Below are 15,363 nucleotides of genomic sequence, written 5' to 3'. Positions count from 1 at the left end.
TCGGGGGCCGACACGCCAGATGTCGGACCATCTCCCGCAAACGGTCCGACATCTGGCGTGTCGACCCCTAATCTGACGGAGACCGTCGCATCGGGCGAACGCCCCGTTGCCGCGTCCGCCGCCCCGTCCGTCTCCGCGACGACCGCGGCCCCGGTGCGTCGCGGTCTGCCCCGCGTGAGCGGCGCCGAGCCGTGGCCGCCCGCGGAGACGGTGGTGCGAGCGCCTGCCCCTTCGACGAGCTCAGGAACCCAGGTCGAACAGACCGCGCCCGAGACTCCGGCGGCATCCGAGGCCCCCGCGGCATCCGCCACCGCCGAGCCATCGACGGTCGTCGCCACCACTGCTCCAGCCTCGACCTCGATCCTCGCCACCGACCTCGACACTCCGCTGCCGTACGCGCGCACGGTGTGGAACGGACGCGCGCCGCGGCACATGCCTGCCGCACCGGCATCCGCTCGTCGCCTGCCGACGTGGCCGCAGGCCATCGCGGGGCTCTTCGGCGCCGCGGCTCTGGGAGTCCTGGCGGGTGCGGCGATCGCGTTCGTCCGCACGCTGCTGAGCTTCCCGTTCATGCAGGACTTCCTCGCGGCGTTCCCCGGCGAGTACGAGCCGCCGATCGCGGTCGAGCCCGGGTTCGCGCCCTGGGTCAACTGGGCGCACTTCTTCAACATGTTCCTGATCGTGCTGATCATCCGCTCCGGATTGCGGGTGCGTTCCGAGAAGCGTCCCACCGTCTTCTGGACCCCGCGCGGCAACGCCAAGGGCAAGATCAGCCTGACGCTGTGGTTCCACCAGGCGCTCGACCTGCTGTGGATCATCAACGGCGTGATCTTCGTCGTGCTGCTGTTCGTCACCGGCCACTGGGTGCGGATCGTGCCGACGAGCTGGGAGGTCTTCCCGAACGCGCTGTCGGCCGTGCTGCAGTACATCTCGTTCGACTGGCCGCACGAGAACGGCTGGAACAACTACAACAGCCTGCAGCAGCTCGCCTACTTCGTGACCGTGTTCATCGCGGCGCCGTTGGCGGTCGCGACCGGATTCCGGATGTCGGGGCTCTGGCCGAAGAAGGCGGAGCGCCTGTCGAAGGCGTACCCGGTCGAGTGGGCCCGCGCCCTGCACTTCCCGATCATGCTGTACTTCGTGGCGTTCATCATCGCCCACGTCGCACTGGTGATGCTGACCGGATTCCTGCGCAACCTGAACCACATGTACGCGTCGCAGGATGCCGTCACCTGGACCGGTTTCTGGGTCTTCATCGGCTCGCTCGTCGTGCTCGCGATCGGATGGTTCGCGGCGCGTCCGCTGGTGCTCGCGCCGATCGCGAAACTGTTCGGCAAGGTCTCCGGGCGCTGATCCACCTCCGTCCCTCGAAGGAGCACAGCATGGCAGAGGCATACATCGTCGACGCGGTCCGCTCGCCCGTGGGCCGACGGGGCGGCTCGCTCGCCGGCATCCACCCCGCAGACCTGGGCGCGCACAGTCTGCGCGCGCTGGTCGAGCGCGCCGGCATCGATCCGGGCGCCATCGACGACGTCATCCTCGGCACGATCGACGCGATCGGCGGCCAGGCCGGCAACGTCGCCCGCACCGCCCTGCTGGTTGCCGGATTCCCCGAGCACGTGCCGGGCGTCACGATCGATCGCCAGTGCGGTTCGAGCCAGCAGGCCGTGCATTTCGCGGCGCAGGCGGTGATGAGCGGCACCGCCGACCTCGTGATCGCGGGCGGGCTGCAGAACATGTCGCAGGTGCCGCTCTCCTCGTCTGCCGTCGTCGGCGAGGCGTACGGTTTCACGACTCTGTACGCGGAGTCGCCGGGCTGGCAGGCTCGCTACGGCGACCAGGAGATCTCGCAGTTCGCCGGCGCGGAGCTGATCGCCGAGAAGTGGGACATCACCCGCGAAGACATGGAGCAGTTCGCCCTCGAGAGCCACCGGCGCGCGGCTCAGGCCCAGGACGAGGGTCGCTTCGCGCGTCAGATCGCACCGCTGGCCGGCCTCGACCATGACGAGGGCGTACGCCGCGACACCTCGCTGGAACGGATGGCGGGGCTGCAGCCGCTGCGACCCGGAGGCCGCATCACCGCCGCCGTCTCGTCGCAGATCAGCGATGCGTCGAGCGCGGTGCTCATCGCGAGCGAGCGCGCGGTCAAGGAGCACGGCCTCGTGCCCCGTGCGCGCGTGCACCACATCTCGGTGCGGGGCGACGATCCCGTGTTCATGCTCACGGCGCCGATACCCGCGACCCGGCACGCGCTGGAGCGGACCCGTCTGACCGTCTCCGACATCGACCTGTTCGAGATCAACGAGGCCTTCGCGTCGGTCGCGCTCGCCTGGATGCGCGAGCTCCACGTGCCGCACGAGAAGGTCAACGTCAACGGCGGTGCGATCGCGCTCGGGCACCCGATCGGAGCCACGGGCACCCGGCTGATGACGACGCTGCTCGCCGAGCTCGAGCGCACCGGCGGACGCTACGGCCTGCAGACGATGTGCGAGGGCGGCGGCGTCGCGAACGTCACGATCCTCGAGCGTCTCTGACGCCGGCCGGGAAGCAGGTCTCGCGGAGGCCTGCCCTCAGGAGCGGACGAAGCGGACTTCGGTCAGCGTCTCGCCGAGGAAGGGCTCGGTGTGCGTGGCGCCGTCGAGCGTGAAGCCGTTGCGCGTGTAGAAGCGGTGCGCACGGGGGTTGTCCTCGGCGACCCACAGGTACAGCGGCTCATCCGGCTCCACCGCGGCGTCGAAGAGCTTCTGGCCGATGCCGGTGCCGTGCAGCGCGTCGAGCAGGTAGATGAAGTAGAGCTCGCGGAACGCCGGAGCGTCCTTGTCGCGAGCCGGGCCGGAGCCGACGAAGCCGACGATCTCGCCGTCGACGAGAGCAGCCCTCATGGTGAACTCGGGGCCCTGGGCGGCCCAGTGCGTCCACAGCTCGGCCATGCGGCGGGGGGAGACCCGCTCGAGCGCCGCCTTGCTGATGAGGTGGTCGTAGGTCTCGTGCCAGCACTGCGCGTGCACGCGACCGAGGGCTTCCGCATCCACATCACGGACCGGACGGACGATGACTTCGGGCTGGGCTTCGGCGCTCATGCCGCGACTCTACGCGCGGCATCCGAGATCAGGAAATCGAGCGGATGCCGTGAACGACACGGATCGAGGGGCTGGAGGATTCGCACAATGATGTTCGCGGATCGTTCGTCGATGGCTACGATCGATCCTCGTGAATGTGATCTGGCGCACCCTTCTCGTGATCCTCCGCGCACGGCGTCGCGCGCGGCGAGGGAAGACCCTCGACCCCACCGCCGTCGGCACCGTCCGGCTCACGACCCTGCCGACCGACATCGACATCCTGCGGCACATGAACAACGGCCGCTACCTGTCGCTGTTCGATCTCGGGCGCTGGGATCTGCTCATCCGCACCGGTCTCTTCGGCGCGATGAAGGACCAGGGCTGGTACGCGGTCGTGTCGAGCGAGACCATCACCTTCCGCAAGTCGCTGCAGCTCTGGCAGCGGTTCGAGGTGCAGTCGCGCTTCATCGGCCACGACGAGAAGGCGCTGTTCATGGAGCATCGCGCCGTGGTCGACGGCGAGGTCTACGCGCGGGCCATCGTGCGGGCGCGGATGCTGCGACGCACCGGCGGCACCGTCAGCAACGAGGAGCTCTTCGCCGCGGTCGGCAAGCCCGAGGGCGTGCCGGAGATCGACCCGTGGGTGCACGACTGGGCCGCGGCATCCGCTCTGCCTCCCGTGCGGGTGAAGGCGCCGAGCGTCTGGTCGTGATTCCGGTATTCCGGTAGGGGAGGCCGAGGTGCAGCCGCCCCGGCCTCGAGGTCTGTCCCCCGAACGACGGACAGACAACGGGTAAGTCCTTGAGTACGTTCTTGATCGCCCTCGCTTTCGAGGGTCTTGAATGATCGGAGATGAGTATGAAGAGGACAGTGAAGACGCTCTCTGTTGCCGCACTAGGGCTGACGCTCCTGGCATCGGGCACCCCGGCGCTCGCAACGACCGCACCTCTGAGCGAGGTTGGTGCCCACGCTCCGTTTCTGCGCCCGAACCTGGCGCAACTGGGCAACCTCGCTTCCAGTCTGCGCGCCGATGCGCAGAAACTGCGGAATCTGAGAGATTGGAATGCGCGTCAACAGGCAGTGACGTCAGCTTTGAACACGATTGACAGCGCGAGGAGTTATTTCCGAGGCAGTTCCGCCACCGCCCTCCTGCAAGCATCTGCTTACATCCAGCAGCACGGTCGCGATGGCTTCTACACGACCGCTGCGGCGAAGATCGAAAGGGTCGCCCAGGCTTTTAGTGACATCGCCTCGGGTGCCGTCAGCGCCGACGCCGCAGGTGCGAAGTTCTGAGCAGATCAGCCGGTGGCCGGGTCCGCTGCGACCCGGCCACCGCCTAAGCCCGACCGGTGGCACTGACAACAACGAGGAGTTCGTCCCCGGAGCGCCCCCGCGCGCCGGGGAGCGGTGCCCTCCCCGACATACGTATACCTAAAAAACTGGAATTCTTTTCTCGTAATGTGACAAGAAGAGAACGTGACTGCCGCGCGCTCTCAGTACTGTGAGCGGAACATACGGGCATCGCTGCCCGCGCAGACCCCGTCGCAGCAGACGGGCGGAGGAGGAGCAAGTGGCAGTCATCGGCATCGTGCGGGAGCCTGCGGGCGAAGCACGGGTCTCGGCCACCCCGGCGACGATCGCGTCGCTGAGGAAGCTGGGCCACACGGTCAACGTGGAGCGGGGAGCGGGCGCGTCCGCGTCGTACCCCGACGCGGAGTACGAAGCGGCGGGGGCGACGATCGTCGACCGCACCGGGGCGTGGGGGAGCGAGGTCGTACTCGCGATCACGGCGCCGGATGCCGCGGAGATCGCGCTGCTCGCCGACGGAGCGACGCTCATCGCGCTGCTGTCGCCGGCACTTCGCCCCGAGCTGGTCGCGTCGCTCGCGCAGCGGAGTATCACCGCGCTCGCCCTCGACGCGGTGCCGCGCATCTCGCGCGCACAGTCGATGGACGTGCTGAGCTCGATGGCCAACATCGCCGGGTACCGCGCCGTCGTCGAGGCCGCGCACGAATTCGGACGCTTCTTCACCGGGCAGGTCACCGCCGCGGGCAAGGTGCCGCCGGCGAAGGTGCTCGTCGCCGGAGCCGGAGTCGCGGGTCTCGCCGCGATCGGCGCGGCATCCAGTCTCGGCGCGATCGTGCGCGCCACCGACCCCCGGCCCGAGGTGGCCGACCAGGTCAGCTCGATCGGCGGCACCTATCTGGCGGTCGATGTCGCGGTCGCGGCATCCGCCGACGGCTACGCGAAGGCGACGAGCGAGGACTACGACCGCCGTGCCGCGGAGATCTACACCGAGCAGGCCGCCGACGTCGACATCATCATCACGACCGCGCTGATCCCGGGCCGTGCGGCGCCGCGTCTGATCACGGCATCCGACGTCGCGCTCATGAAGCCGGGCAGCGTCATCGTCGACATGGCCGCCGGACAGGGCGGCAACGTCGAGGGCTCGGTCGCGGGGGAGCGCATCGTGACCGGCAACGGCGTGATCATCCTCGGTTACACCGACCTCGCCTCGCGCCTCGCGGCGCAGGCCTCGCAGCTGTACGGCACCAACCTCGCGAACCTCGTCGCCCTCCTGACGCCCGCGAAGGACGGGCAGCTGGTGATCGACTTCGACGACGTCGTGCAGCGCTCGGTCACCGTCGTGCGTGACGGGGCCGTCACGTGGCCGCCGCCCGCCGTGCAGGTCGCCGCCGCCCCCGCGAAGGCGGTCGAGGCCCCGACCGAGATCGCGACGCCTGCGACCATGTCGACCGGACGCAAGGTCGCACTCATCGTCGTCGGCATCGCCGCGCTGTTCGCCGTGAACGCGTTCGCGCCCGCGCCGCTGCCGCAGCATTTCACCGTGCTCGTGCTCTCGGTCGTGATCGGCTTCTACGTGATCGGCAAGGTGCACCACGCGCTGCACACGCCCCTCATGTCGGTGACGAACGCCATCTCCGGCGTGATCGTCGTCGGCGCCATGCTGCAGATCACCTCCGCCATCCCGGTGGTGCAGGTGCTCGCGGCGATCGCCGTGCTGCTGGCGTCCATCAACATCTTCGGAGGATTCGCGGTCACCCGTCGGATGCTCGCGATGTTCACGCTCGGGAACCCGGCGAAGGGCGGCCGCAAGTGACCGTCGACGCCCTCGCGGGAGCGGCCTACATCGTCGCCGCCCTGCTGTTCATCCTGAGCCTCGCCGGGCTCAGCCGCCACGAGTCCGCCCGTTCCGGCGTGGTCTACGGCATCTCGGGTATGACGATCGCGCTGCTCGCGACCGTCGCCCTCACCGTGGCGGATGCCTGGACCACGGGCGCCCTCCTCGGGCTCGGACTGCTCGTGGCTGCGGTGGTCATCGGCGCCGCGATCGGTCTCTGGCGTGCACGATCCGTCGAGATGACGGGGATGCCGGAGCTCATCGCCCTGCTGCACAGCTTCGTCGGTCTCGCCGCCGTGCTGGTCGGATGGAACGGCTACCTCGCACACCCGGAGATCCCGGCCGCGCTGGAGGGGATCCACAACGCCGAGGTCTTCATCGGAATCTTCATCGGTGGCGTCACGTTCACCGGGTCGATCGTGGCGTACCTGAAGCTGTCGGCGAAGATCTCGTCCAAGCCGCTGATGCTGCCGGGGAAGAACGTGCTGAACATCGGCGCGCTCCTCGCGTTCGTCGTGCTGACGGTCTGGTTCGTGAACGACCAGCAGCTCGGTCTGCTGATCGGGGTCACGGTTCTCGCGTTCGCGCTGGGCTGGCACCTGGTCGCCTCGATCGGCGGCGGCGACATGCCCGTCGTCGTCTCGATGCTCAACAGCTACTCGGGGTGGGCGGCCGCCGCGGCGGGCTTCCTGCTGAACAACGACCTGCTGATCGTGACCGGTGCTCTCGTCGGCTCGTCGGGTGCGTACCTCTCGTACGTCATGTGCAAGGCGATGAACCGGTCGTTCCTCTCGGTGATCGCCGGAGGCTTCGGAATCGCCGCACCCACAGCGACGGATGCCGAGTACGGCGAGCACCGCGAGATCACCGCCGAGGGCGCGGCCGAGGTGCTCACCGCGGCGCGAACCGTCGTCATCACGCCCGGCTACGGCATGGCCGTCGCGCAGGCGCAGTACCCGGTCGCCGACCTCGTGCGCCGGCTGCGGGAGAAGGGCGTCGACGTGCGCTTCGGCATCCATCCGGTCGCCGGCCGCCTGCCGGGGCACATGAACGTGCTGCTCGCCGAGGCGAAGGTGCCGTACGACATCGTGCTCAGCATGGACGAGATCAACGACGACCTGGCCTCGACCTCGGTCGTGCTCGTCATCGGCGCCAACGACACCGTGAATCCGGCGGCCGCCGAGGATCCGTCGAGCCCCATCGCCGGGATGCCGGTGCTGAAGGTGTGGGAGGCCGAGACCGTGATCGTCTTCAAGCGGTCGATGGCCGCCGGTTACGCCGGGGTGCAGAACCCGCTGTTCTTCCGCGACAACGCGTCGATGCTGTTCGGTGACGCGAAGCAGAAGGTGGAGGACATCATCGCGGCGCTGTGACGCAGCGGCGGACGCGCTCGGTCCTCGACCGGGTGGCGTCCGCGGCTCGGCGGGGATCGCGACCTAATGTGGAGACCATGGCAGAGTCGTCGTCATCCTCCGCGGATGCCGTGGCATCCGCTCCCCTCGCAGATCGTGCCGTCGAGCTCGCACGCCGCTGGGTGACCGAAGCAGCGGCCGCCGTGGTCGACCCCGCGGCGGAGCGGCTCGCCGGCGTGCTGCAGGACACGAACGGACTGCCCTTCACGCTCGGCTTCGTCGACGGCGTCATGCGCCCGGAGAGCCTGTCGGCCGCGGCCGCGCAGCTGCACCGCATCGCCCCGATCGTGCCGGAGTTCCTGCCCTGGTACCTGCGGTCCGCCGTGCGCCTCGGCGGCGGCATGGCCCAGGTGCTGCCCTCGCCGGTCGTGCCGATCGCCCGACGCGTGCTCCGCGACATGGTCGGACACCTCGTCGTCGATGCGCGTCCGGCCAAGCTCGGCCCCGCGCTGGAGAAGATCCGCGACCCCGCGACGAACGGCGGCACGCAGACACGGGTGAATCTCAACCTCCTCGGCGAAGCCGTCCTCGGAGAAGCGGAGGCGAAGCGCCGGCTCGACGGCATCCACGAACTCATCCGCCGCCCCGACGTCGACTACGTCTCGGTGAAGGTCTCCGCGATCATCAGCCACATCTCGATGTGGGCGTTCGACGAGATCGTCGATGCCGTGGTCGAACGGCTCCTGCCCCTGTATCTGACGGCGGCATCCGACAGCACCTTCATCAACCTCGACATGGAGGAGTACCGCGACCTCGACCTCACGATCGCGGTCTACACCCGCATCCTCGAGGATCCGCGCCTGACGGATCTCGAAGCCGGCATCGTGCTGCAGGCCTACCTGCCCGACGCCCTGCCCGCGCTGCAGGAGCTCACCGCGTGGGCGCAGGATCGCGTCGCCCACGGCGGGGCGCCGATCAAGGTGCGGCTCGTGAAGGGCGCCAACCTCGCGATGGAGCACGTCGAGGCGAAGCTGCACGGCTGGACCCCGGCGACCTACGACACCAAGCTCGACACCGATGCGAACTACCTGCGCTGCCTCGACTGGGCGCTGACGCCCGAGCGCACCGCCGCCGTCCGGCTCGGCATCGCCGGTCACAACCTGTTCGGCATCGCCTACGCCTGGCTGCTCGCCGGCGAACGCGGCGTACGCGGGGCGATCGAGTTCGAGATGCTGCTGGGCATGGCGCAGGGCCAGGTGCAGGCCGTCTCCCGCGAGGTCGGCGCCGTGCTGCTCTACGTGCCGGTCGTGGAGCCCGCGGAGTTCGACGTGGCGATCAGCTACCTGGTGCGGCGGCTCGAGGAGAACGCGTCCGCCGACAACTTCCTCTCCGCCGCCTTCCGGCTCGACGAGGACGAGAGCCTGTTCGTGCGCGAGCAGGACCGCTTCCTCGACGCCCTCGACCGGTCGACGGATCCGACGCTCCGCATCGGCCCGCGCCGCACGCAGGACCGGCTCGCACCTGTGCACGAGTCGGTGCGACCGGCTCCCGCCGCTGCCGCCCCCGAGACGGATCTCACCAAAGCCGTGCTCGGTATCTCGCGCGGCTCGGATGACAGTGAAGGCGGAGGCTTCCTCGAGACGGCCGTCTACTCCGCGAGGGAAGTGGGGGAGGATGCCGGGGGCGCACCCGGCTTCTCGAACACGGCCGACACCGACCCCGCCCTCCCCGCCAACCGCGACTGGGCGCGCGCCGTGCGCGACAGCATCCCCGGTTCCACCGTCGGCAACACCACTCTCCACGCCGCACGGATCGACGACCCGGCCGCCCTCGAGCAGACCGTGCGTCGCGTGCACGACGCCGCGCCCGCGTGGGGGTCCCGTCCCGCCGCCGAGCGCGCCGAGGTGCTGCTGCGGGCGGCGGCCGCGCTCGAATCCCGACGCGGGGAGCTGATCGAGGTCGCGGCATCCGAGACCGGCAAGGTCTTCGCCGAAGCCGATGTCGAAGTCAGCGAAGCCGTGGACTTCGCCCGCTACTACGCGGCGAAGGCCCGCGAGCTCGATGCCGTCGCCGGAGCATCCTTCGTGCCTGCGCGCGTCACGGTCGTGACGCCGCCGTGGAACTTCCCCCTCGCGATCCCCGCCGGCGGAGTGCTCGCGGCGCTCGCCGCCGGCTCCGGCGTGGTCTTCAAACCGGCGCCGCAGGCGCGACGGTGCGCGGCCCTGATCGCCGAGGCGCTGTGGCAGGCCGGCATCCCGCGCGACGTGCTCGCGCTGGTCGACATCGACGAGGGCGAACTCGGTCGGCAGCTCATCACGCACGAGGCGATCGACCGGGTGATCCTCACCGGCGCGTGGGACACGGCGGCCCTGTTCCGGTCCTGGCGGCCCGATCTATCGCTGCTGGCCGAGACCAGCGGCAAGAACGCGATGATCATCACACCGTCGGCCGATCTCGACCTCGCGGTCGCCGACCTCGTGAAGAGCGCCTTCGGTCACGCGGGGCAGAAGTGCTCGGCGGCATCGCTCGCGATCCTGGTGGGACCGGTCGGACGCTCGCCGCGGTTCGCCCGGCAGCTGGCGGACGCCGTCCGCTCCCTGCACGTCGGCTGGCCGACCGACCCGCTCGCCGAGATCGGACCGGTGATCGAGAAGCCGCAGGGCAAGCTCGCCTGGGCCCTGAACGAGCTCGAAGGCGACGAGCAGTGGCTCATCGAACCGGTGCTCGACCCGGGGGACGACGGCAGCGGACGGCTCTGGCGCCCCGGCATCCGGGTCGGTGTGCAGCCCGGGTCCCGCTTCCACACCGAGGAGTTCTTCGGCCCCGTGCTCGGCATCATGCACGCGCCGACGCTCGAGCGGGCGATCGAGCTGCAGAACGCGGTCGCTTACGGGCTCACGGCCGGTCTGCACACACAGGATCCCGACGATCTCGCGCAGTGGCTCGAACGCGTGCAGGCGGGCAACCTCTACGTCAACCGCGGCATCACCGGCGCGATCGTGCAGCGGCAGCCCTTCGGCGGATGGAAGCGCTCGTCGGTCGGACCCGGCGCCAAAGCCGGCGGCCCGAACTACCTCATCGGGCTCGGGTCCTGGCGCTCACGGCCGGGCGGACCGGCATCCAGCACGCTCCATCTGCGGGGTCTCGACTCCCGCATCACCGCGCTCATCGAGTCGGCGCAGCCCGCGCTCGCCTACGAGGAGTTCGAATGGCTGCGGCGGTCGGCGCTGTCGGACGCCCTCGCCTGGGATCGCGAGTTCGGACAGGTGCGCGATGTGTCGCGCCTCGGAATCGAACGCAACCTCTTCCGGTACCGGCCGGTGCCCGTCGAGATCCGCGCGACCGACGACGCCACCCTGCAGGATCTGCTGCGCGTGGTGATCGCGGGGGTGCGGGCGGGTGCGCGCTTCATCCTGTCGACGCCGGTCGGACTGCCGGCCGAGGTGCGTCGGGCACTCGGAGATCTCGACGCCGTCGTGTTCCTCGAGACCGCCGACGAATGGCGGGAGCGGATGCTGCGCCACGAGGACCCGGTGGAGGGCGACCGCCGTCCGCCGGCGGGGAGGAACCGGGTGCGGCTCGTCGGAGGGCGCGACGCCGTCGCCGCCGCGCACTCGGCTCTGGCAGCGGCATCCGGCGGGGACCCCGACCTGGCGGTCTACGACGGCGAGGTCACGGCGGCAGCGCGCATCGAGCTGCTGCCCTTCGTGCACGAACAGTCGATCAGCATCACGGCCCATCGCTACGGCAACATCGACGGACGGTTCAGCGACGTGATCTGAGCATGTAAAAGATTCTTGACACGGGTGGAGGCCGCGGCGTACTGTCGTGTCAAGAATCTTTTACATGGAGGCATCATGGTCTATGAAGAGCGGAACGCCTGGGCGGGGCTGATCATCAGCCCGATCTCGATGGTCGTGTACGTCGTGCTCGTGCTGCACCAGGCCGCCGGACGGCCGCTCACCGACGTGGACTGGTTCCCGCTGATGCTCTGGGTCATCGGCGCGAGCATCGTCGCGGTGATCATCCTCAGCATCGTCTGGGGCATCATCGCCGGCGCGAAGGACCCCGACGGCGTCGGCCGGTCCGACATCCGCGACCGCGACATCAGCCGCATGGGCGGACGGGTCGAGCAGGCGTTCATCGTGATCGCCGGGCTCGGCGTGATCGCGCTCTGCGCCGTCGGAGCCGACGTGTTCTGGATCGCGAACACGATGTACGCCGGGTTCGCAGTGGCGGCGCTCGTCGGCGGCATCGCCCGCGTCATCGCCTACCGGCGGGGGCTCGTCTGATGGTCAGGCCGACCCTCGTCTCCAACAGCATCCGGGCTCACCGCGAGTCCACCGGCATGACCCAGGCCGAGCTCGCCCGCACGATCGGCGTGACCCGGCAGACCCTCATCGCGATCGAGCAGGAGAAGTACTCTCCGACCCTCGAACTCGCCTTCCAGATCGCCCGCGCCTTCGGCGTCGGGCTCGACGACCTCTTCCAGTATCCGGAGCAGTGACACCATGAACGCGACCGAGACCACGACCATGAGCGCCTGGCGACGCGAGACCTACGGACCCGCCGACGGCGTGACCCGGCAGACCATCCCGGTGCCGGTTCCCGGTCGCGGCGAGGTGGTGCTGCGTGTGCTCGCCACGGGCCTGAACGCCGGAGACGTGCGGCTGCTGCTCGGGGACCCGCTGCTCGTCCGGCCGGTGTTCGGCCTCACCAAGCCGAAGCATCCGGTGCGCGGCATGGAGGTCGCCGGCACCGTCGTCGCCGTCGGGCCTGATGTCGTCGGCGCCGAGCTGGGCGAAGACGTGGTCGGCGAACTGGTCGGGGGAGGGGGACTCGCCGAATACGTCACGGTGCCCGCCGCGCGACTCGTCCCGATCCCGCCCGACATCGAACCGGGCGTCGCCGCGTGCCTTCCGGTCGCCGGAGGCACCGCCTGGCAGGCCCTCGACCTCGCCGAGGTGGGACTGCGCGGGGGAGCCGCGCCGCGGGTGCTGATCATCGGAGCATCCGGAGGCGTCGGCACCTTCGCGGTGCAGCTCGCCGCGCTGCGCGGAGCCGAGGTCTGGGCCACGTGCCGCGACCGCAACGCACCGCTCGTCGAGCATCTCGGCGCCGTGCGCACGCTCGACCACCGCACCGCCCCGCTGGGCGGGCTTCCGGCCGAGCACTTCGACGCGGTCATCGACATCGCCGGAGGGATGCCGCTGCGCGAGCTGCAGCGGCTCGTCGCACCCGGAGGCACGGTGGTGCTGGTGACCGGAGACGGCGGACCGGTCCTGGGTCCGGTGCCGCGCATGATCAAGGCCGCCTTCGTCTCGATCGGGTCGCGCCGGGTGCGTCCGCTCGCCGCCACGCCGCGTCCGGAGGTGCTCGCCAAACTGCTGGAGCTCGTGGCGGAAGGACGCATCTCTGCGGTCATCGAGCGCGAGTACCCGTTCTCCGAGGGGGCGGCCGCTCTCGCGCACATCGAAGCCGGGCACACCGTCGGCAAGGTGGTCGTGCGCGGCACGTGAGGCGCTCTGGCCTCGCACAGGGGACGGATGACAGAATGGGTGACGGCGTGCTCGAGTCGCATCTTCCCCGCAACCTCTCTGACGAGAGGCGGGTCGAAGGACCGCCGGGCCCCTGGACAGAGTCCGCCGCGTATCGTTCCGAGGAGCATCTTGTCTTTCGAAAACACGCTGTCGACGCCTGAGACCACCGCGACCGCGGCACCCGTCCGCACCGCGCACCACCGCCACTACCTGATGTGCAGCCCCGAGCACTTCACGGTCAACTACTCCATCAACCCGTGGATGGAGCCGTCCAAGCCGACCGACACGGCCAAGGCCGTCGCGCAGTGGCAGAAGCTGCACGATCTGTACCTCGAGCTGGGTCACGAGGTCGAGCTCATCGAGCCGCTCGCGGGCTACCCCGACATGGTCTACACGGCCAACGGCGGCTTCCTCATCGACGGCCGCGCCTACGTGCCGAAGTTCCGCTTCGTCGAGCGCCAGGGCGAGGCTCCGGCCTTCGCCGACTGGTTCCGCGCGGCCGGCTACGACACCGTGATCCCGGAAGAGGTCAACGAGGGCGAAGGCGACTTCCTGCTCGTCGGCGACGTCATCCTCGCCGGCACCGGGTTCCGCTCGACGGGCGACAGCCACCGCGAGATCGGCGAGGTCTTCGGCCGCGAGGTCGTGTCGCTGAATCTCGTCGACCCGCGCTTCTACCACCTCGACACCGCGATCGCCGTGCTCGACCCGGTGCAGGGCGTGGAGAACGGCGGGCCCGAGCGCGCCAACATCGCCTACCTCCCCGGCGCCTTCGACGACGCCAGCCGGGCGATCCTCGAGGAGCGATTCCCCGAGGCGATCCTCGTGTCGGACGAGGACGGTTCGGTCTTCGGCCTGAACTCCGCGAGCGACGGCTACAACGTCGTCATCTCGCCGCGGGCGAAGGGCTTCGAGCAGCAGCTGCGCGAGCGCGGCTATAACCCGATCATGGTCGACCTGTCCGAGCTGCTGCTCGGCGGCGGCGGCATCAAGTGCTGCACCCTCGAGCTGCGCGGTGCGAAGTGACGTCCGTCGAGGTCGACGCCGCGACCGAGCCGCATGTCGCGCACAACTACCACCCCCTCCCGGTGAACATCGCCCGGGGTGAGGGCGCCTGGGTCACCGACGTCGAGGGCAAGCGGTATCTCGACCTGCTCGCGGCGTACTCGGCCGTGAACTTCGGCCACCGGCATCCGGCTCTCGTCGCGGCTCTCACCGAGCAGCTCGGACGCGTCACGCTCATCAGCCGCGCGTTCCAGAGCGACCGCCTCGAGCCGTTCGCCGCCGCCCTCGCCCGTCTCGCGGGCAAGGACATGGTGCTGCCGATGAACACGGGCGCCGAGGCCGTCGAGACCGGCATCAAGGTCGCCCGCGCCTGGGGCTACCGGGTGAAGGGCATCGCGAACGGCCGCGCGCGCATCATCGTCGCGGCCGGCAACTTCCACGGCCGCACGACCACGATCGTCAGCTTCAGCGACGACGAGTCGGCGCGCGACGGATTCGGTCCGTACACGCCGGGCTTCGACATCGTGCCGTACGGAGATGCGGATGCCATCGCGGCGGCGATCACCGACGACACGGCAGCCGTGCTCATCGAGCCGATCCAGGGCGAGGCCGGCGTCGTGATCCCGCCGGAGGGCTACCTCCGCCGGATCCGCGAGATCTGCGACGAAAGAGGAGTGCTCTTCATCGCCGACGAGATCCAGTCCGGCCTCGGCCGCGTCGGCGAGACGTTCGCGTGCGATCGCGAGGGCGTGGTCCCGGATCTGTACGTGCTGGGCAAGGCGCTCGGCGGCGGCATCCTCCCCGTCTCCGCCGTGGTCGGCAACGCCGACGTGCTCGGCGTCATCCGCCCGGGTGAGCACGGCTCGACGTTCGGCGGCAACCCGCTCGCCGCGGCGGTCGGCCTGCGTGTGGTCGAGATGCTCGAGTCGGGGGAGTTCCAGGAGCGCGCCCGCGCGCTCGGTGAGCACCTCGGCCAGGCGCTGGAGCCGCTGATCGGCCACGGCGTCACGGCCGTCCGTCTCGCGGGGCTGTGGGCGGGCGTCGACATCGATCCGGCCAAGGGCACCGGACGCGAGATCGCCGAGAAGCTGCTCGCGCGCGGTGTGCTCGTGAAGGACACCCACGGTCAGACCATCCGCATCGCTCCGCCGCTGGTGATCCGCGCGACGGAGCTTGACTGGGCCGTCGAGCAGCTCAAGCTGGTTCTCGAGGCCTGACCTCGCACGTTCCAGCGCGTGCCGAACCACCCCTCTGTGCGCGAGCGG

General features: G+C 69.8%; 13 protein-coding genes. 12 read left to right on the top strand and 1 reads right to left on the bottom strand.

Going from position 1 to position 15,363, the window contains the following annotated elements:
- The first annotated feature begins 57 nt into the window (after nucleotides 1-57).
- Together DW306_RS02040 and DW306_RS02035 are read left to right on the top strand one after the other, a co-directional pair.
- On the top strand, nucleotides 58-1,353 hold the full coding sequence (locus tag DW306_RS02040; RefSeq protein WP_240747016.1) for a cytochrome b/b6 domain-containing protein: 1,296 nt from the start codon (nucleotides 58-60) through the stop codon (nucleotides 1,351-1,353).
- A 29-nt stretch (nucleotides 1,354-1,382) separates the two neighbouring features.
- Complete coding sequence (locus DW306_RS02035) at nucleotides 1,383-2,534, top strand: acetyl-CoA C-acetyltransferase (RefSeq protein WP_136053979.1); 1,152 nt, start codon at nucleotides 1,383-1,385, stop codon at nucleotides 2,532-2,534.
- A gap of 36 nt (nucleotides 2,535-2,570) precedes the next feature.
- On the opposite strand, the gene DW306_RS02030 is transcribed toward DW306_RS02035, so the two are convergent.
- Nucleotides 2,571-3,080, bottom strand: a complete 510-nt coding sequence (locus DW306_RS02030) for a GNAT family N-acetyltransferase (RefSeq protein ID WP_136053978.1) — start codon at nucleotides 3,078-3,080, stop codon at nucleotides 2,571-2,573.
- 130 nt (nucleotides 3,081-3,210) lie between these two features.
- On the opposite strand from DW306_RS02030, the gene DW306_RS02025 reads away from it, so the two are divergent.
- The 10 genes from DW306_RS02025 (at nucleotide 3,211) to rocD (ending at nucleotide 15,315) form a co-directional block, all read left to right on the top strand.
- Entirely contained in the window at nucleotides 3,211-3,771 is a 561-nt protein-coding gene (locus DW306_RS02025; protein WP_136053977.1) for an acyl-CoA thioesterase, read from the top strand.
- A 158-nt stretch (nucleotides 3,772-3,929) separates the two neighbouring features.
- Nucleotides 3,930-4,352: a hypothetical protein gene (locus tag DW306_RS02020; protein ID WP_168429201.1), complete on the top strand. Its 423-nt coding sequence runs from the start codon at nucleotides 3,930-3,932 to the stop codon at nucleotides 4,350-4,352.
- Nucleotides 4,353-4,629: 277 nt separating this feature from the next.
- Nucleotides 4,630-6,180 (top strand): Re/Si-specific NAD(P)(+) transhydrogenase subunit alpha, encoded by a 1,551-nt coding sequence (locus tag DW306_RS02015; RefSeq protein ID WP_136053975.1) that lies wholly within the window; start codon nucleotides 4,630-4,632, stop codon nucleotides 6,178-6,180.
- Nucleotides 6,177-7,574: a Re/Si-specific NAD(P)(+) transhydrogenase subunit beta gene (gene pntB / locus DW306_RS02010; RefSeq protein WP_136053974.1), complete on the top strand. Its 1,398-nt coding sequence runs from the start codon at nucleotides 6,177-6,179 to the stop codon at nucleotides 7,572-7,574. Before DW306_RS02015 ends, pntB begins: the two co-directional genes overlap by 4 nt.
- Before the next feature lie 77 nt (nucleotides 7,575-7,651).
- Nucleotides 7,652-11,335 carry a proline dehydrogenase family protein gene (locus DW306_RS02005; protein ID WP_136053973.1) on the top strand — a complete coding sequence of 1,228 codons (3,684 nt, stop codon included), beginning with the start codon at nucleotides 7,652-7,654 and terminating at the stop codon, nucleotides 11,333-11,335.
- Between the two features lie 75 nt (nucleotides 11,336-11,410).
- Nucleotides 11,411-11,845, top strand: coding sequence for a hypothetical protein (locus DW306_RS02000; protein WP_136053972.1), 435 nt, complete (start codon nucleotides 11,411-11,413; stop codon nucleotides 11,843-11,845).
- Nucleotides 11,845-12,060 (top strand): helix-turn-helix transcriptional regulator, encoded by a 216-nt coding sequence (locus tag DW306_RS01995; RefSeq protein ID WP_136053971.1) that lies wholly within the window; start codon nucleotides 11,845-11,847, stop codon nucleotides 12,058-12,060. Before DW306_RS02000 ends, DW306_RS01995 begins: the two co-directional genes overlap by 1 nt.
- Nucleotides 12,061-12,064: 4 nt before the next feature.
- Nucleotides 12,065-13,072 (top strand): NAD(P)-dependent alcohol dehydrogenase, encoded by a 1,008-nt coding sequence (locus tag DW306_RS01990; RefSeq protein WP_136053970.1) that lies wholly within the window; start codon nucleotides 12,065-12,067, stop codon nucleotides 13,070-13,072.
- A 168-nt stretch (nucleotides 13,073-13,240) separates the two neighbouring features.
- On the top strand, nucleotides 13,241-14,119 hold the full coding sequence (ddaH, locus tag DW306_RS01985) for a dimethylargininase (RefSeq protein WP_136053980.1): 879 nt from the start codon (nucleotides 13,241-13,243) through the stop codon (nucleotides 14,117-14,119).
- The gene (gene rocD, locus DW306_RS01980; protein WP_136053969.1) at nucleotides 14,116-15,315 is read left to right on the top strand and encodes an ornithine--oxo-acid transaminase; all 1,200 of its coding nucleotides are present in this window, start codon (nucleotides 14,116-14,118) and stop codon (nucleotides 15,313-15,315) included. The genes ddaH and rocD overlap by 4 nt, the downstream gene beginning before the upstream one ends.
- Nucleotides 15,316-15,363 lie beyond the last annotated feature (48 nt).

It is taken from the genome of Microbacterium sp. K24, assembly GCF_004794465.1.
Taxonomy (GTDB): domain Bacteria; phylum Actinomycetota; class Actinomycetes; order Actinomycetales; family Microbacteriaceae; genus Microbacterium.
This window is presented reverse-complemented; position numbering and strand designations above follow the sequence as displayed.